20 protein-coding genes are annotated in these 21,633 nt (G+C 63.7%); 10 read left to right on the plus strand and 10 right to left on the minus strand.

The features are described from left to right. Positions 1–37: 37 nt before the first annotated feature. Complete coding sequence (gene tauA / locus P8T11_RS03445; RefSeq protein WP_268078279.1) at positions 38–1,066, minus strand: taurine ABC transporter substrate-binding protein; 1,029 nt, start codon at positions 1,064–1,066, stop codon at positions 38–40. Between the two features lie 411 nt (positions 1,067–1,477). On the opposite strand from tauA, the gene P8T11_RS03450 reads away from it, so the two are divergent. Both P8T11_RS03450 and P8T11_RS03455 read left to right on the plus strand, forming a co-directional pair. Beyond that, entirely contained in the window at positions 1,478–3,211 is a 1,734-nt protein-coding gene (locus tag P8T11_RS03450; protein WP_277549343.1) for a methyl-accepting chemotaxis protein, read from the plus strand. Between the two features lie 152 nt (positions 3,212–3,363). Beyond that, a complete protein-coding gene (locus P8T11_RS03455) occupies positions 3,364–4,707 on the plus strand; it encodes an amidohydrolase family protein (protein WP_268078277.1) in 1,344 nt (447 codons plus the stop codon). Between the two features lie 44 nt (positions 4,708–4,751). Here the strand turns inward: P8T11_RS03455 and P8T11_RS03460 are convergent, their stop codons facing one another. The 6 genes from P8T11_RS03460 to P8T11_RS03485 form a co-directional block, all read right to left on the minus strand. Continuing rightward, the gene (locus P8T11_RS03460) at positions 4,752–5,444 is read right to left on the minus strand and encodes a response regulator (RefSeq protein ID WP_268078276.1); all 693 of its coding nucleotides are present in this window, start codon (positions 5,442–5,444) and stop codon (positions 4,752–4,754) included. A 679-nt stretch (positions 5,445–6,123) separates the two neighbouring features. Next, complete coding sequence (gene folE / locus P8T11_RS03465) at positions 6,124–6,669, minus strand: GTP cyclohydrolase I FolE (RefSeq protein WP_268078275.1); 546 nt, start codon at positions 6,667–6,669, stop codon at positions 6,124–6,126. Positions 6,670–7,404: 735 nt separating this feature from the next. Beyond that, positions 7,405–8,382, minus strand: coding sequence for an IS110 family transposase (locus tag P8T11_RS03470; RefSeq protein ID WP_268077791.1), 978 nt, complete (start codon positions 8,380–8,382; stop codon positions 7,405–7,407). A gap of 312 nt (positions 8,383–8,694) precedes the next feature. Then, the gene (locus tag P8T11_RS03475) at positions 8,695–9,690 is read right to left on the minus strand and encodes an arsenic resistance protein (protein WP_268078274.1); all 996 of its coding nucleotides are present in this window, start codon (positions 9,688–9,690) and stop codon (positions 8,695–8,697) included. 126 nt (positions 9,691–9,816) lie between these two features. Further along, the gene (locus P8T11_RS03480) at positions 9,817–10,320 is read right to left on the minus strand and encodes a hypothetical protein (RefSeq protein ID WP_268078272.1); all 504 of its coding nucleotides are present in this window, start codon (positions 10,318–10,320) and stop codon (positions 9,817–9,819) included. A 142-nt stretch (positions 10,321–10,462) separates the two neighbouring features. Beyond that, positions 10,463–11,218: an SDR family oxidoreductase gene (locus P8T11_RS03485; RefSeq protein WP_268078271.1), complete on the minus strand. Its 756-nt coding sequence runs from the start codon at positions 11,216–11,218 to the stop codon at positions 10,463–10,465. Positions 11,219–11,383: 165 nt separating this feature from the next. On the opposite strand from P8T11_RS03485, the gene P8T11_RS03490 reads away from it, so the two are divergent. Together P8T11_RS03490 and P8T11_RS03495 are read left to right on the plus strand one after the other, a co-directional pair. Next, positions 11,384–12,280 (plus strand): AraC family transcriptional regulator, encoded by an 897-nt coding sequence (locus tag P8T11_RS03490; RefSeq protein WP_268078270.1) that lies wholly within the window; start codon positions 11,384–11,386, stop codon positions 12,278–12,280. A gap of 113 nt (positions 12,281–12,393) precedes the next feature. Beyond that, positions 12,394–13,608, plus strand: coding sequence for an alpha/beta hydrolase family protein (locus P8T11_RS03495; RefSeq protein ID WP_268078269.1), 1,215 nt, complete (start codon positions 12,394–12,396; stop codon positions 13,606–13,608). A gap of 38 nt (positions 13,609–13,646) precedes the next feature. Here the strand turns inward: P8T11_RS03495 and P8T11_RS03500 are convergent, their stop codons facing one another. Beyond that, entirely contained in the window at positions 13,647–14,300 is a 654-nt protein-coding gene (locus tag P8T11_RS03500) for a hydrolase (RefSeq protein WP_268078267.1), read from the minus strand. Between the two features lie 152 nt (positions 14,301–14,452). On the opposite strand from P8T11_RS03500, the gene P8T11_RS03505 reads away from it, so the two are divergent. Next, positions 14,453–15,337 (plus strand): LysR family transcriptional regulator, encoded by an 885-nt coding sequence (locus P8T11_RS03505; RefSeq protein WP_268078266.1) that lies wholly within the window; start codon positions 14,453–14,455, stop codon positions 15,335–15,337. Between the two features lie 19 nt (positions 15,338–15,356). Here P8T11_RS03505 and P8T11_RS03510 read toward each other — a convergent pair whose 3' ends face one another. After that, positions 15,357–16,136 (minus strand): alpha/beta hydrolase, encoded by a 780-nt coding sequence (locus P8T11_RS03510; RefSeq protein WP_268078264.1) that lies wholly within the window; start codon positions 16,134–16,136, stop codon positions 15,357–15,359. A gap of 155 nt (positions 16,137–16,291) precedes the next feature. Here P8T11_RS03510 and P8T11_RS03515 point away from each other — a divergent pair, with 155 nt between their 5' ends. Both P8T11_RS03515 and P8T11_RS03520 read left to right on the plus strand, forming a co-directional pair. Continuing rightward, complete coding sequence (locus tag P8T11_RS03515) at positions 16,292–16,762, plus strand: MarR family winged helix-turn-helix transcriptional regulator (protein ID WP_268078263.1); 471 nt, start codon at positions 16,292–16,294, stop codon at positions 16,760–16,762. Between the two features lie 112 nt (positions 16,763–16,874). Further along, complete coding sequence (locus P8T11_RS03520) at positions 16,875–17,915, plus strand: Kelch repeat-containing protein (RefSeq protein WP_268078262.1); 1,041 nt, start codon at positions 16,875–16,877, stop codon at positions 17,913–17,915. Between the two features lie 23 nt (positions 17,916–17,938). On the opposite strand, the gene P8T11_RS03525 is transcribed toward P8T11_RS03520, so the two are convergent. Further along, a complete protein-coding gene (locus tag P8T11_RS03525) occupies positions 17,939–18,835 on the minus strand; it encodes a LysR family transcriptional regulator (protein WP_268078261.1) in 897 nt (298 codons plus the stop codon). Between the two features lie 139 nt (positions 18,836–18,974). On the opposite strand from P8T11_RS03525, the gene P8T11_RS03530 reads away from it, so the two are divergent. The 3 genes from P8T11_RS03530 to P8T11_RS03540 all read left to right on the plus strand — a co-directional run bounded on the left by P8T11_RS03530 (position 18,975) and on the right by P8T11_RS03540 (position 21,493). Continuing rightward, on the plus strand, positions 18,975–19,403 hold the full coding sequence (locus P8T11_RS03530; protein WP_268078260.1) for a DUF2231 domain-containing protein: 429 nt from the start codon (positions 18,975–18,977) through the stop codon (positions 19,401–19,403). Positions 19,404–19,414: 11 nt separating this feature from the next. Beyond that, positions 19,415–20,743 carry a PQQ-dependent sugar dehydrogenase gene (locus tag P8T11_RS03535; RefSeq protein WP_268078259.1) on the plus strand — a complete coding sequence of 443 codons (1,329 nt, stop codon included), beginning with the start codon at positions 19,415–19,417 and terminating at the stop codon, positions 20,741–20,743. A gap of 144 nt (positions 20,744–20,887) precedes the next feature. Then, positions 20,888–21,493, plus strand: a complete 606-nt coding sequence (locus tag P8T11_RS03540) for a TetR/AcrR family transcriptional regulator (protein ID WP_268078258.1) — start codon at positions 20,888–20,890, stop codon at positions 21,491–21,493. Positions 21,494–21,633: the final 140 nt, after the last annotated feature.

A 21,633-nucleotide genomic window follows, 5' to 3' on the forward strand; every position in this document is an offset into this window, starting at 1 on the left:
CGCGGCAAGGCGGGCGTGCAGCGCAAAGACCGCGCGGCTACTTGGCCGCGGCCTTCGCGTACTGGTCCGTAACGTGCGGGCTGTAGTCGGTCAGTGCCCGGTCGATCTGCTTCTGGTCTTTCAGGAACTTGGCGCTGGCGTCCAGCGCCCGCACCGCGCCCGATTCCTTGCCGCCGCCCAGCCAGGTGGGCGACGCCTGTTCCTGTGCGGTCGGGAACACCAGCAGCTTGAGCGCGCTGACGATGTCGTCCGGCTTGCCGCCGATCAGCCGCACGATGCCCTTGACCTCGGGCGACTCGGGCGTCCACTTGGCGCCGTTGGCGTGGTAATCGGCGTAGGACTTGGCCAGCACGCTGGTGAAGGCGGCCATGAACTTCGGGTTCTTGGCTGCCCAGTCGCGGTCCACGACGATGCCGTCAAACGTGGGAACGCTGGCGCGGCCAATGGCTTCGGAGTCGGCGATGACCTTGCCGGTCTTTTCGATTTCCGTCAGCGCGGGCGGCCACACGTAGGCAGCGTCGATGTCGCCGCGCTGCCAGGCGGCCACGATCTGCGGCGGCTGCATGTTCAGGATGCGCACGTCGCGCGGGTTGATCTTCCAGACCTGGTCCATGCCCACCAGCAAGTGGAAGTGCGAGGTGGACACAAACGGCGTCGCCACGCGCTTGCCCTTGAGGTCGGCCGTGCTGTTGATGCCCGAGCCATTGCGCGCCACCAGCGCTTCGGACTTGCCGATGTTGTCCAGGATCCAGAACAGTTGCAGGTCCACGCCGCGGGTCGCGGCCGACGTAATGCCCGTGGATCCCAGCACGCCCACGGGCACATTGCCCGAGGCCAGCGCGGTGGAAATGTCGCCGCCCGAGGTGAACTGGCGCCAGTCGACCTGGTAGCCGGCGTCGTTCAAGGCCTTGTCGAAACTGCCGTCGGCGATGGCGGACAGAAAGGGCCCGACGATGAGCTGGTAGCCGACCACCAGCTTGGTCTGCGCATAGGCAGGCGCCGCCAGTAGCGCGGCGGCAAGGCCGGCCAGGGTGCAGCGGCGGATGAGGCGGTAAATCGCGTTCATGGTGATCTCCGAAAGAGAATGGGCCGCGCCCCGACGCGACCGGCTTTGTGCCGGTGCGGCCTGGTGCCAGTTTGCCCGGATAGGGGCAGAACGCTAGGTCCAGATGGGGGGTTCAGTAGGAGCCAAACCGCGTTGCGGCGGGCAGGTCCCAGGGTGTGCCGGGGCCGGGGCATCGGGTATCGGCCATATGCCCGATGCCTTGATACGGGATGCGAACCAAGGGGCGCGAATACCACGCAGGCCCTGATTCAGCAGTGACGGAAATGTCATTCATTTGTTAACGATTTGTCCAGAGTGCTGGGATACAGTCGTTTCGTCCGGTCAGGCGGGTGCGATGGACGGCCAAGCGCGTCGGTTTCCCACTGGCGGCAGGCCGAAGCCCCCGGCGGCCATGAATTCCGTCGAGGTCGTATGTTCACCAATCTGAAAATCCGCAGCTGCCTGGGCATTCTGCTCGCGCTGTTCTTTATCGGCATGTTGGCCGCCAACGGCGCGGCCTGGCTGGACACGCGGTCCAGCAACGCCAAGCTGAGCCGGGTCAACGAGGCCTATTCGATGCGTGTGGTGCCCGCCTACGAGGCTTACACCCTGATGCTGCGCGCGCGGCTGGCGATGGATGCCGCCATGATCAACCGGCAGGTCGGCCGCACGCAGCAAAGCGAGGCCGACGCCGCCCGCGCTGAAGATCTGTGGCGCCGTTCGCGCGCCCGCTTCGAGGCCTTCTCCAATGAGGTTCGGACCCCCGCGCTGCAAGAGAAAGCCGCGCCCGTGGCGGCCGCGTTCAAACACTATGACGCGCTGGCCGCCGAACAGTTCGAATCCATGCGCGGCCAGGATGCCCGCGCCTTCGCCTTGCAGATGGATGCGGTGCAGGGCGCGCACCTGGCGTTCGACCACGAGGTGGCCGACTACCTGGTCTATGTGGATGCGCAAACCAATGGCCTGGTCGCCGCTGCAGCCAGCCAGCACCTGCGCGCCAATACCCTGATCGCGGCGCTCCTGGCCGCCGCGGTGTTGCAGAGCATCGGCGCCGCGCTGTTTGTCAGCCGGTCCGTGCTGCGCCCCTTGCTGCGCGCCGGCACCCACTTCCAGAGCATTGCCGACGGCAATTTGACCAACCATATCGAGATCAAGTCCCACAATGAAATCGGTCAGCTTTTTCTTGGCCTGCAACGCATGCAGGCCAGCCTGGCCAAGACGGTGGCCGCCGTCCGCCAAGGCGTGCAGCAGATCAGCCGGGGTACGCACGACATTGCGGACGGCAATGTGTTGTTGTCGTCGCGTACCGAGCAGCAGGCTGTCACTCTGGAAGAAACCGCGTTGTCGATGGGTCGGCTGGCGGTAACCGTCAAGGAAAATGCCGACAACGCGCTGCGCGCCAACCAGCTTGCCGAGGGTGCGTCGCAAGTGGCGGGGCGCGGCGCGGCCGTGGTGGCGGACGTGGTCGGCACCATGCAGGACATCAGCGCCAGTTCGGCCAAGATCACGCACATCGTGTCGGTCATCGACGGTATTGCCTTCCAGACCAACATCCTGGCGCTCAACGCCGCGGTCGAGGCGGCCCGCGCGGGCGACCAGGGCAAGGGCTTTGCGGTGGTGGCCGGCGAAGTGCGCGCGTTGGCGCAACGCAGCGCGCTGGCGGCCCGTGAAATCAAGCAATTGATCGCCGATTCGGCTGGCCGGGTCCAGGCGGGCGCGCAGCAGGTGGAGCTTGCGGGCGCCACCATGCGCGAAATCGAGAACGCCGTGCATCGCGTGACCGACATCATGGGTGAAATCGCCGCCGCATCCAGCGAGCAGGCGCAAGGCATCGACCAGGTCAACCTGGCGGTGTCCAGCATGGACGAGGCCACGCAGCAGAACGCCGCGCTGGTCGAGCAGGCTGCCGCATCCGCGCGGGCCTTGCGCGACCAGGCTGAAGGCCTGGCGCAAACCGTCGCCATCTTCACCGTGTCGCAGCGCGTCGTGATCGACATCCCCGCCACGCGCGAACCGGTCCAGGCCCACGCAGAAGTGCTGGCCCAGGCCAAGGTCCAGACCGTGGCCGGTGCCAGGGCCCAGGCGCCGCGCCACCGCGTGGCCTTGCAACGGCCCAAGGCGGCTGGCGCTGGCGCCGATGTGCAAGACGATTGGCAAGTGTTCTGACGAAGCGGCGCCGGAAGGAGGATCTGGCGCCTGCCCGGTAGTATCCGGTGGCCCACTTCCGCGGGGAGCAGGCCAGCGGTCGATCAACGCTACGCATGCGTGCGTCCCCGGGGATCGGGGCAGGCGCGTGCTCTCACGACAAGAAGAAAACAATGAGCGATTTCGACATGGTGATACGCGGTTCGCTGGTCAGCGCCGATAGCATTCTGGAAGAAGGTTGGTTAGGCATCGTGGACGGCAAGATCGCGGCAATGGGCAGCCACAGCCCGCCCACCGCGCGCGATCAGGTGGATGCGCGCGGGCTGTGGGTGCTGCCGGGCGCGGTTGATAGCCGTACTTATATAGGTGGCTGGGCAGACGGTTGCGGCATCGGCCGCGCGTCCCGCGCGGCGGCGGCGGGTGGGGTGACGACGTTGGTGGACATGCCCTACGAACACGCCGAAGTGATAGCCAGCCGCGCGCAGTTGGACGCAATGGTGTCGCGCATCGGCCGTGATGCGCACGTGGATGTGGCGGTGGCCGGCACCGTCAACACCGAACACGGCCTGGACGCGGCGGACGCCCTGGCGCGGGGCGGTGTCTGCGCGTTTTCCATACCCACCTTCGAGGCCGAGCGGCAGCGCTTCGCGCATCACGAAAGTGATTTGCTTCAAGCCTTTCAGGGCATTGCGCGCTTTGGGCTGGCGTGCAGCATGCACAACCACGCCCGCCTGACCGCCAGCCGCAACGCGCGGCGGCTTCTGGAAGCCGGCAGGCCAGGCAGGGAAGTGCTGGCCCGCGCCAACCTGCCGTTGATCGAAGGCTTGACCACGCGATTGCTGTGCCGCGTGGGCGCGGCCGCCGGCGTACGCATGCAGGCCGCCGACGTGTGGTCCGAACAGGGCTATGCCTTGTGCGCCAGTTACCGCCAGGCCGGGCACTGGGTCACCATCGAAACCAGCCTGCGCAGCCTGATGATGAGTACCGAAGACGCGCTGCAGCAGTTTGGCGGCACGGCGGACGACTATCCGCTGCTGCGTCCGCGCGTGGAAGTCGATGCGCTATGGCGGCGCCTGGCGACCGACATGTGCACGTTCGTGTCGTCCGGCTATCAGGCCCGCAGCGACGATGGCGGCGAAGGGCCGGCGCCCACGGTCGACTACGGGCCCGACCTGCTTCTGCCCGCGCTGTGGTCGGGTTGCGAAGCTCGCGGCCTGTCGCCGTCGCTGGTGGTGCGCCTGCTGTCGCAAAAGCCCGCCGAACATTTCTTGCTGGACGATCGCAAGGGGTCTTTTGATATCGGTAAGGACGCGGACTTCGTGGTGCTGGCACCCGGGCGTTCGGCCACGCAGCAAAGCGAGACCTTTGGCCGGCCCTATACCGTGCACGTGTTTGGAACGTGGCGGCGCGGGGAACTGGTGTATGACGGCAGCCGCGTGCAGGGCGAGCCGGGCACGGGCCGCTACCTTCGGCCGCGCGCCGTGGCCCGCGAAGACCACGGCGCCATGATGATGTGATGGGGGGGATGGCTAGCCGATGCCGAACTGACGCGCGTGGCGCATCAGTTCGGCGGGTCCCGCTGTTCCATGACGTAACCCAGGCCCCACACGGTATGCAGCAGGCGCGTGCTGAAGGGGTCGTCCATCTTCATGCGCAGCCTGCGCACGGCGACGTCGATGGCGTTGGTGCCACGGTCGAAGTTGATGCCCCAGACATGCGAGGCCAGGTTCATGCGGGATTGCACTTCGCCGTGCTTGCGCATCAACCGTTCAAGCAGTGCGAATTCAATCGCGGTGAGTCGGATGCGCTGACCTTCGCGCAAGGCCTTGCGGCTTAGCAATTGAAGTTCAAGATCGCCCACGCGCAAGACATGCTGCGCGCCCGCATCGTCGTTGGGCGAGGACCGTCGGCTGATGGCCTTCATCCGCGCGACGAGCTCGCATGTGGCGTAGGGTTTGGCCAGGTAGTCGTCCGCGCCTTCGCTCAAGCCTTGAACGCGGGCTTGCAGTTCGTCGCGGGCGGAGACGATCAGCACGGGCACATTGCTTTCCTTGCGCAGTTCCCGCAGCACGGTGAAACCGTCCATGACCGGTAGCTGCACATCCAGCAGGATCAGGTCGTAGGGAAACGTCTTCGCGATGCGAAGGCCGCTTACGCCGTCGGTGGCAATGTGGACGATTTGGCCTTGCTCGGCAAGCGTGTGGCTCAGTGCTTCGGCCGAGATCTTGTCATTGTCGATTACGAGGACTTTCATGGGTTACTGCATCGAATGGATGCCGTTGGCTTGCGGGCCGCGCCAAGGCGCGATTTGCAAAGCTGACGGCGTTCCTCACACGGACTGGCGCAACGAAATGCAGCGGTAAGGCGTGCACGCCAGGCGACCCGTCATGCTGACGGCTAATAACGCTCTTGTGAATTGGAAGAGTCTTAAAAGTGCCCCGGCCGGCAGGCCGGCCGGGGTAAAGTTGCTGCGAACGGTGCGCCAGATCGGGGGGGGGAAGGCGGCAACACCGTTTTTGCTGCGACGACTGCAACTTCTAACAACAACCAGATAGTTCACGACGTTTGCTTTCAGAGGCTGTGGCGGCTCCGATCGCTTGGCCGAGATTCGCAGCGTAATGATTGTGAGGGGGCTGCGAATGACTCCAATGTAGAGCGCCCCTTCGTCAGCCGTTCGCATGAGAACCGCTGCTTGCAACGGCGATTTGAGCCGTTTCAATTGGCCGTGATACGGTCCGTCAAGATAGGAATTTGGTCTGATATTTAGCGTGGTTCGCACAAGCCGCGCGAAACCGCCCCATGGGCGCGAAAGGCTTGCAGGCAATTGACCGAGCAAGGGCCGGGGCGGGGGCTATCTCTGCCGATTCAATGCCAAGTGAAACGGGCGGTGCAGCCTCGTTGGCCGCACCGCCCGTGGTGGAAGTGGGGGAGTATCAGCGGATCAGGCTGAGGAATTCGGCCCGCGTCGACGGGTTGTCGTGAAACTCGCCCAACATGACCGAGGTCACCATGGACGAATTCTGCTTTTCCACGCCGCGCATCATCATGCACATGTGCTGGGCTTCGATCACCACCGCCACACCGGCCGCGCCGGTCACGCTTTGCACGGCTTCGGCCACCTGGCGGCTCAGGTTTTCCTGGATTTGCAGGCGGCGTGCATACATTTCCACAATGCGTGCCACCTTGGACAGGCCCAGCACCTTGCCGGCCGGCAGATAGGCCACATGCGCCTTGCCGATGAAGGGCAGCATGTGGTGCTCGCACAGCGAATACAGCTCGATGTTCTTCACCAGCACAATTTCGCGCGTGTCGGACGTGAACAGCGCGCCGTTGACGATTTCGTCGAGGTTCTGCGTGTAGCCACGGCACAGATGACGCATGGCCTTGGCCGCGCGGGCGGGCGTATCGGCCAAGCCTTCGCGGGACGGGTCTTCCCCTAGCGCTTCGAGAATGGCGGTGTAGTTCTTTTCCAATGACATGGGGGGACTCCTGGGGCAACGCGTTCGTCGTGGCGTCGTGTCGTGCCGCGTCGGCGACGCGGGATTGCAGGCAAGTCTACCGCAGCACGGGATTGTCTACCGTGGCGCGGGATTGCCTGCGGTGGTGTGGGGATTGTCTGCCGTGACGTGGGATTGCCTGCCATAGCCGCCGCCGCTGATGGGTTCCGTGCGATAGGCGCTGGTTTTCGCGGGTCGGCGTTGCCGCACTTCACCCATCCTACGATCCACCATCCGTAGGATGGGTGAAGCGCGCCATACGCTATGCAAGAACCCCGCCAACAATCGCGCGCAACCCATCGTGCGCAGCCGCCGCTGATGGGTTCCGTGCGATAGGCGTTTGTTTTCGCGGGTCGGCGTTGCCGCACTTCACCCATCCTACGATCCACCATCCGTAGGATGGGTGAAGCGCGCCGCACGCTGTGCAAGAACCCCGCCAACAATCGCGCGCAACCCATCGTGTGCAGCCGCCGCTGATGGGTTCCGTGCGACAGGCGTTTGTTTTCGCGGGTCGGCGTTGCCGCACTTCACCCATCCTACGATCCACCATCCGTAGGATGGGTGAAGCGCGCCGCACGCTATGCAAGAACCCCGCCAACAATCGCGCGCAACCCATCGTGCGCAGCCGCCGCTGATGGGTTCCGTGCGACAGGCGCTGGTTTTCGCGGGTCGGCGTTGCCGCACTTCACCCATCCTACGATCCACCATCCGTAGATTCTATGGTTTGGCGCAAGCTTGGCTGACCATAAAGAGGTTTACATCGAAGGGTTTGCGCGATTTCCATACGCCGAAGGCGATGCGTAGGAGTTTTCTGGCGATGATGTTTAATGCCTGCGTTGAGGCCCAGCCCTTGGCTCGTAACGCTGCGTAGAGGGGTTTGAAGGCAGCTGTTCGGCTTGCTGAGGATGCCGCGTTGTAGGCAAGGCTTCTCAGGGCCGCATCGCCTTGCTTGCTGAGTTTACGCAGGCCTTTGTAGGCGCCAGACTCCTTGGGCCTGGGGTCCAGCCCCGCGTAGGCCACCACTGCGTCCGAGGAGGCGAACGGGATGCGGGCGAAGGCCGTCACCAGTGCGGCCCCAGTCAGCTTTCCCACGCCGGTAATGCTGGTGATTAAGTTGAAGTCGTCGGTCAAGGCGGGTTCGGCAGCGATCTGATCGAGCATTTCGCGCTCAAGAGCATCTGCCAACTGCGCCAAGGCATCCAACGCTTGCTGGACCTGAGCTTGCGAGCCCACGTGTTTGTGCCGATCGCTGGACAGGCGCAGCCTCGTGCGCGTCGTGACCGCCACCTTGCGTAAGCGTTGGATCTGACTCAGGCGCTCGATGTGCTCCGGGCAAGGTTCGTAGCTATGCAACCGCTCGTGCTCGAGCGCCACGTAACGCGCAATCATGACAGCGTCGAGTCGGTCGGTCTTGCCCCGTTGAGCCTGCGACTTGGCGTAATGGTGCAAGGCCTTGGGGTTCAGCACATAGACGCGCAGTCCACGCTCATATGCCAGGTCGGCCAACAGGCGCTCGTAGCCACCGGTGGACTCCATGGCAAGAACGCTTCCGGACGGCAGCGTTTGCAACCATTTTTCCAAGCCAGTCGTTGAGTTTTTGACGGCTCGGGTCAACGGCTTGGCCGCCCCGTGCATCGCCACAACAACCTCGGATTTCCCCACATCCACACCAAAGAAAGATTGAGACGTTTGCATCTCTAGACTCCCTGCGATAGCGTTGTGTCTGCTGGGGAAGCCACGCCCGATTCGTTACCTTGCGATCAATCGGCGGTCACGGCCGCTAGATTCTTAATCGACGTATTTGGGCGGGGTGGGATATCTACCGACGTCAGTCCGCTGGTGACGGCTGATGGATGGGTGCGTCCCGATCCCCAGCACCCCCGAAGCAAGATCGGTAAGTGCTATGAAAACATACAAGGATGGGTGAAGCGCGCCGCACGCTGTGCAAGAACCCCGCCAACAATCGCGCGCAACCCATCGTGTGACGTACCCCACAACGTGCCGGCGCTATCTGAACAGGTACCTGGGTATCAGCCACACATACGCCACCATGCCGAACAGTTCCACCAATGACTGCGCCACGATCACCACCGCCGCCACCTCCCCGCCGGCAGGAAGCAACAGGGCCAGGGGCAGCACCACGAATGAATTTCGTGTGCCCATGCTGAATGCAAGCGTTCGCCCTTGTTCGACGGGCAGGCGTAGCCAGCGCGCAATGCCCTTGGCCAGCAAGGCGGCGGCCAGCAGGAACAGCACAAAGGCGGGCAGCGTCTGTTGCAGTTCGTCCATGGCGCGTGCGACGGTACCCACCTGCGCGCCCGCAATCAGGAACACCACCAGCGACAGCAGCGGCACCGGCCACCAGGCCATGGCGTCTTGCAGGCGTTGGGCTTTGGGATGCGCCGCGATCCACCGTTCCGCCAGCGCCGCGCCGGCCAGGGGCGCCAGCACGATCAATACGGCGGGGGCCAGCGTGGCCCAGTCCCATGAGCCCAGGCTTTGCGTGTCCGCCATCAGCCACAGGTACAACGGCAGCAGGATCAACTGCAACACCAGATTCAGCGGAGTGATGGCAATGGCGCGGGGCACGTCCCCCTTGCCCAGTTGGCTGAATGTGATGAACCAGTCGGTGCAAGGCACCAGCAGCACCAGCAGCACGCCCAGGCGCACGACCGGATCAAAGTCGAACGCCTCCACCAGCAACCAAGTCAGCAGTGGAAGCATCACGAAATTGCCCAGCAGCACCGCCAGCAAGAAGCGCCGATCGCGCAGGGCATGTCGCACATGCAGCAGCGGTACTTGCAGAAAGGTGGCGAACAGCAGCGTCGCCAGGGTGGGCCACAACAAGGTTTCCATGGTCGGGCCTGCCTGCGGCCATGCGGTGCCGGCGGCCAAACCCAAGCCGATGGCAAGCAGATAGGCCCAGACCTGATAGCGTTCCAGCGTCAGGCGGGTCATGACCAGCGCCTCGCCGTGGTGGTACGAACAGCTAAGCGTGGGCAAGGATGCCCCATCGCTCTGTGGCTCAGCCTTGCTCTGTCGCTCAAACTTGCCCTATCGCTCAAGCTTGCTCTGTGGCTCAAGCTTGCTCTATCCCACAAGCCTGCTGTGCCCATCATGCTTGCTCTATCACCCCTGCTTGGGAAAACCGCCACTGGCCCACTCCGATGCCCGCTGCACGCTCAGCTTGTACGTCGGCGCAACCTGGACTTGCGCCAGTTGTTCGCCGGATTCGTCGTAAGCGCTCAGCAACGCATACGGCTCGTAGTCGTCGGGCACGATGTCCAGCTTGATGGTCAGGCGGCCGGCGTCGGTGTCGATCTTCACGCTCTTGTGCAGCGTGGCATGCAATTGCTGCTCGTGGCGTCGCAAAACTTCGTTGGCGGTCTTGACCAAGGTGATGAACGCTGGCGAGTCCAGCGGCTTGGGGTTCTTTTTGTCACGGCCCATGGTCCAGGGGCCGACCAGGGCGGGTTCGGCTTGCCCGTCCAGGGTCATCTCGACGGCCCAGCCGTCGTCGTCTTCGTTCTTGATGATGCGTGCCGTCCAGCCGTCATCGCGCCACAGCCTGGCTTCCTGTTCCTTGCGGTCTTCGGACATGCCGGCGTCGTCGGGGGTGGAGGTGTCTGTCACTGCGGTACTGCTCCTGGATTGTTGTGCTTGAATATCGGCACTGTAGCCGAATGCCGGCCTTGTTTTCCGGCGCACAAGATCCCTGCCCGACATTTGACATGACCACGTAGGGGCGGGCTCGGGCAAGCCGCCCCGATACGCCCTAGATGCCTTGGCCGCCGGATATCTCGATCCGCTGAGCGTTGATCCACCGATTGTCCTGGGCAAGCAGGTTGGCAACCGCCGGCCCGATGTCGTCCGCCACGCCCACACGGCCCAGCGCCGTCATATCCGCGAAGAATTTGTTGAATTCCGCCGTGTCGCGCACCGCGCCGCCGAAGAAATCGGTCTCGATCGCGCCTGGCGCCACCACGTTGACGGCGATGTTGCGGCTGCCCAGTTCCTTGGCCAGGTAGACGGTCAGCACCTCGACCGCGCCCTTGACCGCCGCATAGACCGACCAACCAGGCGCCGAGATACGGGTCAAGGCCGTCGATAGATTCACGATGCGACCCCCATCCGCGACCACCGGCAGCAGCGCCTGCGTCAAAAAGAACACGCCTTTGAAGTGCACGTCGACCAATCGGTCGAACTGCGCCTCGGTCGTTTCGGCGATCAAGGCCACATCGCCGTGGCCGGCGTTATGGACGATGTGGTCGACCGTGTCGCGCTGCCAGGTGTCGCGCAGCGCCGTCTTCAGGCGTTGAACGAATGCGGGAAAGGCGGAGGTGTCGCCGACGTCCAATTGCAGGGCGACCGCCTTGCGGCCCATCTGTTCGATGTCGGCCACGACGGCCTGGGCATCCGCTTCGCGGCTTTGGTAGGTAAAGACAATATCGCCGCCTTTGCGGGCGATATTCAGGGCGGCGCTACGGCCCAGGCCACGGCTGCCGCCGGTGATGAAGGAAATTGTGCTCATGCTAAGGCTCCTAGGTGGTCGGGAATCAGGGTGTGATTTTGAAACGCCTGATCTCCGCGGCCTTTGCCTGAATCGTGAAGTCCTTGGCCTGTTCCTACAAAGGTGCCGTTTCGGCCGGGAAATGTCCGTTACGATCACAGCGAACGAAGATCACTGCGCCAGCGTATGAACGACCCCCTGCTCAGAGCTGTCCGACGTTACGTCGAAGCCAACGCCAACCCCGCCGGCGTGGCACCCACCCCCATTCCCGGTCTGACCGCCATTCGGTCCACCCAGCCCAGCGGGCTGGAATATGCCATCTCGCGGCCCCTGGCCTGCTTGGTGTTACAGGGCAGCAAACGGGTGTCCATGGGCACGAACACCGTCGACTTCAGCGCTGGCGATTCGTTGCTGATTACGGCGGATGTGCCGACTGTCAGCCAGATCACGGTCGCCAGCACCGACCAACCCTACCTTTCGCTGGTGTTGGATCTGGACATGGCGGTCATCGTGGAACTGGCCGTGGACATGAAGCTGCGCCCCGTGGCGCAGGACGCTCCGGTGCTCGCCGAGCCCACGGATGCCGAAGTCTCTGATGCGGCGCTGCGCTTGATGCGCCTGATTGATCGGCCCGACGCGTTGCCAGTGCTGCAAGCGCAAGGCTTGCGCGAACTGCATTACTGGCTGCTGGCGGGCCGGCATGGCGGCGCGATTCGTCAGCTTGGCGGGCCTGGCAAGCACGCCCAGCGCATTGCGCGTGCCATCACCCTGATTCGAGCCGACTTCGCCCGGCCGCTGCCGATGGAGCGGTTGGCGGCCGAGGCCGGCATGAGCCCGTCGTCGTTCTACCAGCATTTCCGCGCGGCGACGTCGCTGTCGCCGCTGCAATTCCTGAAGCAGTTGCGCTTGATCGAGGCCAGGCGGTTGATGGCCACGGGGGAATTGTCGGCCAGCAGCGCCGCGTTTTCAGTCGGCTATGAAAGCGTGCAGCAGTTCACCAGGGAGTACCGTCGCCTGTTCGGTTTGCCCCCGGGCAAGGCCTCGGAAGCGCTGCGGGCCCACATGTCGGAGGCGCAGGCGTAAGCTTGCGTGGCGTCATGCGCCGTGGCCTGGCGTAAAGTAAATAAAGTGTGTGAAGCGTGTGAAGTGTGTGAAGTATGGGACGTATGAAAAATATGGGACATATGGAGAGCACCATGGGCTTGGCATTCAAAGATCCGATGCATGACGAGTTCGGCACGTGGCCTGTTGCCTACATTCCGTACGGCGGTGCGGATATGGGCGAGATCCTTGCCGTTGGTCAGGCGGTGGGTGAGGGCGACGACAGCGCGTTTCATAAAGCCTGGATGGCAGCGGGCGACCGTTTGTTCGACGAAGCCGTTCAGACGCAAAACCGTGGCCTGCACGCCAGCGCAAGAGAGCTGTTCCTGCGCGCCAGCGTGTTTTATTCGGCGTCTTACCACCCGCTTTATGGCCCGCAGCGCGACCCGCGCCTGCTTGCGGCCTTTCGCAAGCAGACTGACGCGTTTGACAAGGGCTTGGCGCTATCCGACGTTCCCATTGCGCCCATCCGGATCCCCTTCGAAGGCACTTCCATGCCCGCGTACCTGATTCCGGCCGTCGGCCGGGAACAGGAAACGCGTCCCCTCGTCATCTTCACCAATGGGTACGACGGCACCGTCACGGATCTTTATTTTGCCTCTGCCGTGGCGGCATCGCGCCGTGGCTACCATAGCCTGATCTTCGACGGGCCGGGGCAGGGCGAAATGTTGGTTGAGCAGCGCATTTATCTGCGCCCGGACTGGGAAACCGTCATCGCGGCGGTGGTTGATGTGGCGCTGGGATTCAACATCGTCGACCCCAAACGCATGGTGCTCAGCGGCTGGAGCCTGGGCGGCTATCTTGCCCCGCGCGCCGCATCCCAAGAGCATCGCCTTGCCGCCTGCATCGCCGACCCCGGGTTGTGGGGCATGGCCGGGCCGTTCCGCGCGCTGGCCCTCAAGCTGGGCGCATCCCCCGACACGGTGACGGACCTGGGGAATCTTGACGACAAGACCCTGGCGCAATTCGAGCAGGTGATCGCGAACGACCCCGGTCTTAAGTGGAAGATTTACCAGCGCGGCTTCTGGACCCACGGGGTGGACAATCTACGCGATTTCCTGCGCAGCGCGGAACCCTTCACCATGGACGGGCGCGTCGGCGCCATCTCATGCCCGGTGCTGATGACGCATGCCGAACATGATGGCTTGTCCGCCGGCGCCCAGGCCTTCTTTGACCAGCTTCAAAGCCCCACAAAAACCCTGCTTCGGTTCAGCGCCGCCGAAGGCGCCGGCATGCATTGCGAAATGAGAAACCGGTCGCTGTTGAACCGCAGGGTTTTTGACTGGCTGGACCAGGTGCTTGGCCGCTAGCCGGAAGCTACGGCCAGCCCCGGCCAGCCCGGCCTGTCTCAGCCCGCCTTGCCCGGCACCGGCGTGTTCAGCAACTGCTGCTCCCACAGGTACGCGATGCCGCTGCCGCCCGCATGCTGCGTGATCACTTCGGTCAAGGCGGCCGCTTGTTCGGCGCGGGCCCAGTCGCGCTGCCATTCCGCCGCCACCGCCAACCAGGTCATCATGTTGGCGCCGGCCGCGATCATGCGCTGGATGGCCACCTGATGGGCTTCGACCGACACCGCGCCCGACGCATCGGTGACCACGGTGACGTCCCAGCCTTCGCCCAGGGCCTGGATGGTGGGCATGGCCACGCACACCTCGGTCCACAGGCCGGCGATGATCAATTGCTTGCGGCCCGTTGCCTTGACCGCGTCCACCACGCGCTGGTCCTGCCAGGTGTTGATGAGCGTGCGGTCAATGATCTCGTGCTTGGGAAACACCTCGGTGATCTGGGGGAAGAGAAGCCCGCCCCGTTCAGCGATCACGGTGGTCAGGATGGTAGGCACGCCGAAGGCGCGCGCGGCCTTTGCCAGACCCGCCGTGTTGTTGATCACCATCTGCGGTTCGTGGCTATTCACGTTTGCAAGCTGGTAGGGCTGGTGGTCGATCAGAACCAGTACCGAATCCTCGGGGCGAAGCAGGGAGTCAAGGCCGTTGCGAAAAGTCATTGATGCATCCTTATTGCTGTGGGGTCAGAGAGTGGCTCCAAGGCATCTGCGCCAGTGGCGGCGTTGCCCGGAACCCGTATTCTGTTGTTCCCGAATTCGATGCGGTAGTACCATTTTGCGCTGAGCTGTGTCGCGCAATGGGGAACGCAAAAGTGGATATTGAAGAACTACGTACCTTCGTGGAAGTCGCCGATGCGGGGGGGATTTCGCCTGCCGCGGCCAGGCTTGGCGTGTCGAAATCCATCGTCAGCCGTCGGCTTGCGCGGCTGGAATCAGAGCTGGGTGTGTTGTTGTTGGCGCGAACGACACGCGGGGCGGCGTTAACCGAAGCCGGGGCCGCGTTCCGCAACCATGCCGCGCGCGTCTGCACCGAGATTGACGTGGCCCGCGAAGCGGTCCTGCCGGCCGGCGAGCTTCGTGGCCGCCTGCGCGTTGCCGCGCCGCTGTCTTTCGGCGGGGCCCACTTCGCGCCCATTCTTGCCGAGATGGCGCGACGCCATCCCCAACTGCATATCCAGACCTGCTATAGCGACCGCTTCGTGGACCTCATCGCGGAAGGCTATGACTGCGCGATACGGGTGGGCTATCTGCAGGACTCGAATCTGGTCGCGCGACGTATCGGCCCGGTCCTGGGAAAGCTCGTGGCCAGCCCGGATTACGTCCAGGCGCATGGGGCGCCCGAGACGCCGGAAGAACTGGTCGCTGATCACCAGGCCCTGATGCAAGGCACCGAAACCTGGCAGCTCAAGGATGGTGACAAGATCATCACGGTTCGTCCGCAAGGGCGCTTCAAGGCGGACAACGGCACGGCCTTGCTTGCCGCGGCGGTGGCAGGGCTGGGCATCGGGTATCTGCCCGACTGGCTCACCCACGAACACCTGGCTTCCGGCGCGCTTGTGCCGGTGATGACTCGGTATCCGCCGCCGCCGGCAGGCGCTTATGTCGTCAGGCCGCCCGGTCAGCATCCCGCCAGAAAGATACGGGTGCTGACCGAACTCTTGATTGAATATTGCGACCAGGCCGAGCACCCGGTGTAGGGGGCGCCCGGCCTTGCGCTTAACGGGCAATGCTGCGCGCGGCGGCGTCGATTGAGTCGGCCACGGCTTTGGGCTGCGTGAAAAACGACACGTGGCTTCCCACGACCTCGGACCACGTGGCGCCGATCTTGTTGGCCGTATAACGCAGCAGCTTCGGGTCGATCGCCTTGTCCTGCGTGGCGATGATGGCCCAGCTTGGCTTGGTTTTCCAGGCGGCGTGGCTCACCTTGGCGTTGAAGATCTCCATGTTGATCGGCACTTGCGAATCGCGCAGAAAGGCGGCGTCGGCGTTGGTCGTGCCGCCAGCGAAACCGGCCTTGAACTTTTCAAGGTTGACGAAACCGTAGCCATCTTTTTGCGTATCGATCACGAATTCGGGCGGGGGCGGGATGTCCTTGAACTGCGATCCCGTGGTCTCGCCGACGTCGGGCGCCAGCGCGGAAACATAGACCAGGCCCGCAACCTTGGGGTCCACGCCGGCTTCCGTGATCACCGTTCCGCCGTAAGAGTGGCCGACCAGCAGCGTCGGGCCGTCCTGGCGATCCAGCACGCGCTTGGTGGCGGCAACATCATCGGCCAAGGACGTCAGCGGGTTCTGCACCACGGTGACGCGGTAGCCGCGACCGGTCAGTTCGTTGTAGACGCCGCGCCATCCCGAACCGTCCGCAAACGCGCCGTGGACCAGTACTACGTTGCGCACGACTTGCTGGGGGGATATGGGCTCGGCCGCGTGGGTGAGGCTGGCCGCTGCAATACCTACGATGGCGGTCGTGGCGGCGAGGAGGGCTTTGATCTTCATGGCGAGGTCCTTTGTGTTGTGTGATAAGAATTATCGCGATAGTTAAGTGCGACGAACGAATGCTAGGGCTCGCTTTTAGTGCTGTCAAGCGATAAATATTAGCGCGATATGTATTCTCGCGGCATGTTATTCTTCACGCACCCTGGAGCGAAGCAATGACCCCCGAAAAAGACACGTCCCCGCCGCCGCTGGATGGCCAGCTTTGCTACGCCGTGTACTCGGCCGGCATTGCCATCCAGCGGATCTACAAGCCCTTGCTGGACAAGATGGGGCTGACCTATCCGCAGTACCTGGTGTTGAATGTGCTTTGGCGGGAAGACAGCCAGACCGTCAGCGGCATCGCGGAAAAATTGGCCTTGGAGCCCAGCACGCTGACGCCGCTTCTGAAGCGGCTGGAAGTGGCCGGCTTTCTTGGCCGCCTGCGCAACCCGGACAATGAGCGTCAAGTAGTGGTGGCACTGACCGAGCGCGGCCGTCAGCTTCAAAATACGTCGGGCTGTCTGGGCGAATCCTTGCTGGCCGCGTCCGGCCAATCGCCTGCCGAACTCGCCGAGCTGAATACGCAGATTCGGCAACTGCGTGACGCGATCTACACGCATCTGGATGGCTGGACGCCGCCTGCGTAGCGGTTCGCCGGATTGTTAATCCAGGCTGAACACCGTGCTAAGCATCGTGCATCTAGTGCGCGAAGCGCAGGCTACCTACCATGGTCCTACCTGCCATTCACAAGGTTCGACCATGCAACGACGCGACATCCTGCGCCAGGGCGCCGCCCTGGCCGCCACCCTGGCCGCAACCCCTTTTCTTCGCTCCGCCTACGCGCAGTCTGCCGCATCGCACTGGACCACGGCGGCCGCGCCTTCACTGGCCCGCCAGGAACTCTATCCCGAAGTGCTTGACGGCCGCATCTACGTCGCTGGCGGATTGTTGACGCCCAACACCGGCTATTCCGCGCACTTCGAATCCTATGACCCGGCAACAGACAAGTGGACGCGGCTGGCGACCTTGCCCGAAGCGCGCCACCACATCGCGCTTGCCGCTGCGGGCGGCCTGATCTACGGCGCGGGCGGCTTCAGCGGCGGGTTTCCGAACTGGCGCGCCCAGGCCTCGACCTATATCTACGACCCCCGCGGCAATCGTTGGCGTGACGGCGTTGCCATTCCTTATCCCTCGGCCGAAGGCGTATTCGCGGCCATCGCAGACCGGCTGTATTTGGTGGGCGGACGCATCCGTGCCCACGATGACGCGCGCCATTTCAACGACCACGTGGATACCGCGCAAGCCTTGATGTTCGACCCCGCCACCGGGCGCTGGTCGGCCATTGCCGATGCACCCACCGCGCGCAACAGCGCGGCGGCGGCGGTCATCGATGGGCGTCTCTTCGTCGTGGGTGGGCGGCAGGCCCACAAGCAAGCCGATGGATCGTTGCGCCAGGTCAATGTGCCGCGGCTAGAGGTCTACGATCCGAAGACCGATCGCTGGAGCGTCCGCGCGCCCATGCCCCAGGCCCAGGGCGGGCTGGCCGCCGCCACCTATGACGGCCGCCTGTACGTGTTCGGCGGGGAACAGTGGGTGCCCGAGCAGAAAGTGTTCGACAACGCCTGGGTCTACGATCCGGCAAGCGATCGCTGGAGCGTGCTGCCGCCGCTGCCCACGCCCCGGCACGGCCTGGGTGCGGCCACTTTGGGCAATCGCATTCATGTGATCGGGGGCGGCACGCGCGTCGGTGGCGACCATGCCAGCGCCGTGCATGAAGTGCTGGTGCTACCCGAAGCGTAGGCCTGGCCCGCGCACGGCGGGCATCAGGACCAGTCGTAATCGCGGACGTAGGCCAGGAAGGCGCGCATTGCGGCGCTAGGGTGGCGGCGGCTGGGGTAGTACAGGCACCAGCTGGGCAGCGTCTGCTTCCAGTCGACCAGCAGCTCGACCAGGCTGCCTTGTTCGATGTGCTCGCGCACGTAATCCTCGAACAGATGCGCGATGCCTGCCCCCGCCAGCGCGGCTTGAAGCTCTTGCTGCGTGGAACTCAGCGTCAAGCGCCCTTGTGGCAAAAACTCTTCCGCCTTGCCGTCTTTGGCGAACTTCCACGTGACCGTCGTGCCGCCGGGAAAGCGGCGCCGGATGCAATCGTGCGCCGCCAGGTCGGCGGGCAGGGCGGGGCGCGGGTACTTCTGAAGATAAGCCGGCGATGCCACGATCGCGTAGCGCAGTGCCGCGCCCAAAGGCATGGCGACCATGTCCTGCGCCAACTGCGTGCCAAAGCGCACCCCTGCATCGAAACCTTGCTCAACGATATCGACAATCGCCGCGTCACTGATGATCTCGACCTTCACGTCCGGGTACGTCTCCATGAAGCGCAACGCCAACGGACACAGCACGTGGTCCACGGCAGGACCCGGCGCGTTGATGCGCAAGGTGCCGGTCGGGTTCTCGCGAAATTGATTCAGCTCGTCAACGGCGGCCCGGATGTCGAGCAGGGCGGGCGTCAGCCGCTCAAGCAGGCGCTCGCCCGCCTCGGTGGGCGCCACGCTGCGGGTGGTGCGGTTCAGCAGCCGGATGCCCAACGTGGCCTCAAGCGCCGTGATGGACTGGCTGATCGCCGACGACGAGACGCCCCGCTTGAGCGCCGCCGCCCGAAATCCGCCGTGCCGCACCACGTCCGCAAAGATTTCCAGACTGTCCAGGCGCAGGGATGACATGGTGAATTTTCCGCTTGAGTGGTTGGGGATGCAGGGGCCCTTGGCCGATCCATGGTCGAGACGGCGTGGCGCGGGAACGGTATTTGCTGCGCGTGCCGCATCCCTGCGTTCGAGTCCACCACCAAGGAGGCGATCCAAAGTGAACCCTATCATTGAACATCGGTATGCCCTGACCGTGCATCCGGTCCATGCGGTATTTCTGGCGGGGATGCTTCCCTGGTTTCTGGGCGCCGCGCTTGCCGATGCGGCGTATGCGCAGACTTTTGACATCCAGTGGAATAATTTTGCGTCGTGGTTTCTGGTGGGCGGTTTGGTGTTCGGCGCCTTCGCGCTGCTCTTTGCCGTCGTTGATGTGTTCCGGCCAAGTCAGCGCGCGCGCGGAATCATTCCGTATGCCCTGGTCTTGCTGGCGACATGGGTCGTCGCCGTTTTGAACGCGCTGATCCATGCCCGCGACGCCTGGGCAAGCATGCCTGCCGGCTTGATCTTGTCGATCGTGGTCGTGGTGCTGGCCTGGGTGGCGGTATGGCTGGGCTTTCGCACACCGCACATCAGGGGAGCCGTATGAAACACCACCGCATGAAAACCAAAACCACCAGTTGGCTTGCCGCTATTCCCTTGTCCGCCATGATGGGCGTGTGCGCAGGCCAGGCCGGCCCGTCGCAGGTGGGGCCCGACCCGACACTGCCCAAGCCCGAACGGGGGCTGCTGCCCAATATGGTCATTGCAGAACCGGCCCCTTGGGGAGACAAGACGCCCACCGTGCCCGATGGCTATACGATCACCGCCATCGCCACGGATCTGAAAATCCCACGGCAGACCTTGATTCTGCCCAATGGCGACATCCTGGTGGCCGAGGGCAAGGGCGGCAATGCGCCAAGCCTGAAACCCAAAGACGTGATCGCCGGCATCATCAAGGCCAAAGGCACCAGCTCGGTCAAGGGCGGAGACCGGCTGACCTTGCTGCGCGACGCCGACGGCGACGGCAACTATGACGTGTTGACGTTCGCCGAGAACCTGAACGCCCCCTACGGCCTGGCCTTGGTGGACAACCATCTCTACGTCGCCAACCAGGACGCGGTGGTGCGCTTCGACTACCAGCCAGGGCAAACCAAGGCCAGCGGCCCCCCCGAAACCGTGACGCCGCTGCCATCGGCAATCAACCACCACTGGACCAAGGCCATGACCGCCAGCGCCGATGGCCAGTACCTGTACGTGGGCATCGGTTCCAACAGCAACATTACCGAACGCGGCATGACGGCGGAAGTCGACCGGGCCCGCATTTGGCGGATCAACGCCCAAACCGGTGAACACAAGTCGTATGCCACCGGCTTGCGCAACCCCACCGCGCTGACCATCCAGCCCGGCACCGACCAGTTGTGGGCGGTGGTGAACGAACGCGATGAGATCGGCCCCAATCTGGTTCCCGACTATCTGACCTCTGTTCAGGAAGGCGCCTTTTATGGCTGGCCGTATAGCTACTGGGGGCAAAACGTGGACGAGCGCGTGCGGCCGCAGGATCCGAAAAAGGTCGCCTCGGCAATCAAGCCCGACTACAGCCTGGGCTCGCACGTGGCGGCGCTGGGCGTGGATTTCTCGAACGAGGCAATGGGCGCACAGTTTGCCGACGGCGCTTTCGTCGGCGAACACGGTAGCTGGAACCGCAAGGATCCAGTCGGCTACAAAGTGGTCTTCGTGCCGTTTCGCGACGGCAAGCCCTTTGGCGCACCGGTGGACTTCGTGGCCGGCTTTCGCGATAAGGACGGCACGACACGCGGCCGTCCGGTGGGTGTGACGGTGGACCCGAAGGGCGCGCTGATTGTCGCGGATGATCTGTCGAACACCATATGGCGCGTTACGCCGACGCAGGCGGCAAAGTCGCAGCAGCCGGTTGCGGCAGCGCGGTAGTGGGAAGATCAGGGCAGGGGCCATATGACGCCATCCGTGTGCGTCTTCGGTCCTTGCTTCTGGCTGGTGGATAGTCGGTTGTCGAAAAATACTTGCGCAAATATTTGTAGACGACCGGTCTAATCGCATGTAAAGTGCGAACCCATGAACTCAGCCACCACCTCCCAAGCTACTGACGTCCGCGAAAAGATCCTGGCCACCGGCCAGCGGATCATGGGCGGTAAAGGGTTTTCGGCGGTGGGCCTGAATGAAGTGCTGACGTCCGCAGGCGTGCCGAAGGGCTCGTTCTATCACTACTTTGGATCGAAAGAAGCGTTTGGCGAGGCCTTGCTGGAGAACTACTTCCAGGATTACCTGGCCGACATGGACCGTATATTCGGCCAAGCGGATCAGACCAAAGCGCAGCAGCTCGGCAACTATTTCCTGGCCTGGAAAGACAACCAGTCCTTCGAAGACTGCCAGGGCAAGTGCCTGGCGGTGAAGCTGGGCGCCGAAGTCGCCGACCTTTCCGACACGATGCGAGCCGCTCTGAAACGCGGCACGTCGGCAATCATCGAACGTCTGGCCCGCGCGATTGCGGCCGGGGTGGAAGAGGGTTCTTTATCGGTAGAGGGCGATTCGACAGCCGTTGCGCAAAGCCTGTACCAACTTTGGTTGGGGGCGAGCGTAATGGTCAAGATCGTGCGCAACACGCAGCCCTTTGAAAACGCGTTGAGCACGACAACGCAGGTTCTGCACCTAGCTCGCTAGGACGGGCAGGTACACGACGCAGTATCACGAAGCAGGTTTATGAAGCACGTTCGTGTAGCAGGTCCCCACGTAGCAAGCCCATGTAGCAAGCCTATGTAGCAAGCCTATGTAGCACTTCAAACAGAAGTGCTTTTTTATCC

Origin of the sequence: Achromobacter spanius, assembly GCF_029637605.1 — a bacterium.
GTDB classification, from domain to species: domain Bacteria; phylum Pseudomonadota; class Gammaproteobacteria; order Burkholderiales; family Burkholderiaceae_B; genus Achromobacter; species Achromobacter spanius_E.

What these genes read in the sequence shown, in the direction of transcription:
- P8T11_RS03470 (WP_268077791.1), bottom strand. Translation starts at nt 8,382, where the DNA reads ATGCAAACGTCTCAATCTTTCTTTGGTGTGGATGTGGGGAAATCCGAG.
- P8T11_RS03450 (WP_277549343.1), top strand. Translation starts at nt 1,478, where the DNA reads ATGTTCACCAATCTGAAAATCCGCAGCTGCCTGGGCATTCTGCTCGCG.
- P8T11_RS03485 (WP_268078271.1), bottom strand. Translation starts at nt 11,218, where the DNA reads ATGAGCACAATTTCCTTCATCACCGGCGGCAGCCGTGGCCTGGGCCGT.
- P8T11_RS03515 (WP_268078263.1), top strand. Translation starts at nt 16,292, where the DNA reads ATGACCCCCGAAAAAGACACGTCCCCGCCGCCGCTGGATGGCCAGCTT.
- P8T11_RS03535 (WP_268078259.1), top strand. Translation starts at nt 19,415, where the DNA reads ATGAAAACCAAAACCACCAGTTGGCTTGCCGCTATTCCCTTGTCCGCC.
- P8T11_RS03460 (WP_268078276.1), bottom strand. Translation starts at nt 5,444, where the DNA reads ATGAAAGTCCTCGTAATCGACAATGACAAGATCTCGGCCGAAGCACTG.
- P8T11_RS03520 (WP_268078262.1), top strand. Translation starts at nt 16,875, where the DNA reads ATGCAACGACGCGACATCCTGCGCCAGGGCGCCGCCCTGGCCGCCACC.
- P8T11_RS03525 (WP_268078261.1), bottom strand. Translation starts at nt 18,835, where the DNA reads ATGTCATCCCTGCGCCTGGACAGTCTGGAAATCTTTGCGGACGTGGTG.
- folE (WP_268078275.1), bottom strand. Translation starts at nt 6,669, where the DNA reads ATGTCATTGGAAAAGAACTACACCGCCATTCTCGAAGCGCTAGGGGAA.
- P8T11_RS03540 (WP_268078258.1), top strand. Translation starts at nt 20,888, where the DNA reads ATGAACTCAGCCACCACCTCCCAAGCTACTGACGTCCGCGAAAAGATC.
- P8T11_RS03510 (WP_268078264.1), bottom strand. Translation starts at nt 16,136, where the DNA reads ATGAAGATCAAAGCCCTCCTCGCCGCCACGACCGCCATCGTAGGTATT.
- P8T11_RS03455 (WP_268078277.1), top strand. Translation starts at nt 3,364, where the DNA reads ATGAGCGATTTCGACATGGTGATACGCGGTTCGCTGGTCAGCGCCGAT.
- P8T11_RS03495 (WP_268078269.1), top strand. Translation starts at nt 12,394, where the DNA reads ATGGGCTTGGCATTCAAAGATCCGATGCATGACGAGTTCGGCACGTGG.
- tauA (WP_268078279.1), bottom strand. Translation starts at nt 1,066, where the DNA reads ATGAACGCGATTTACCGCCTCATCCGCCGCTGCACCCTGGCCGGCCTT.
- P8T11_RS03500 (WP_268078267.1), bottom strand. Translation starts at nt 14,300, where the DNA reads ATGACTTTTCGCAACGGCCTTGACTCCCTGCTTCGCCCCGAGGATTCG.
- P8T11_RS03490 (WP_268078270.1), top strand. Translation starts at nt 11,384, where the DNA reads ATGAACGACCCCCTGCTCAGAGCTGTCCGACGTTACGTCGAAGCCAAC.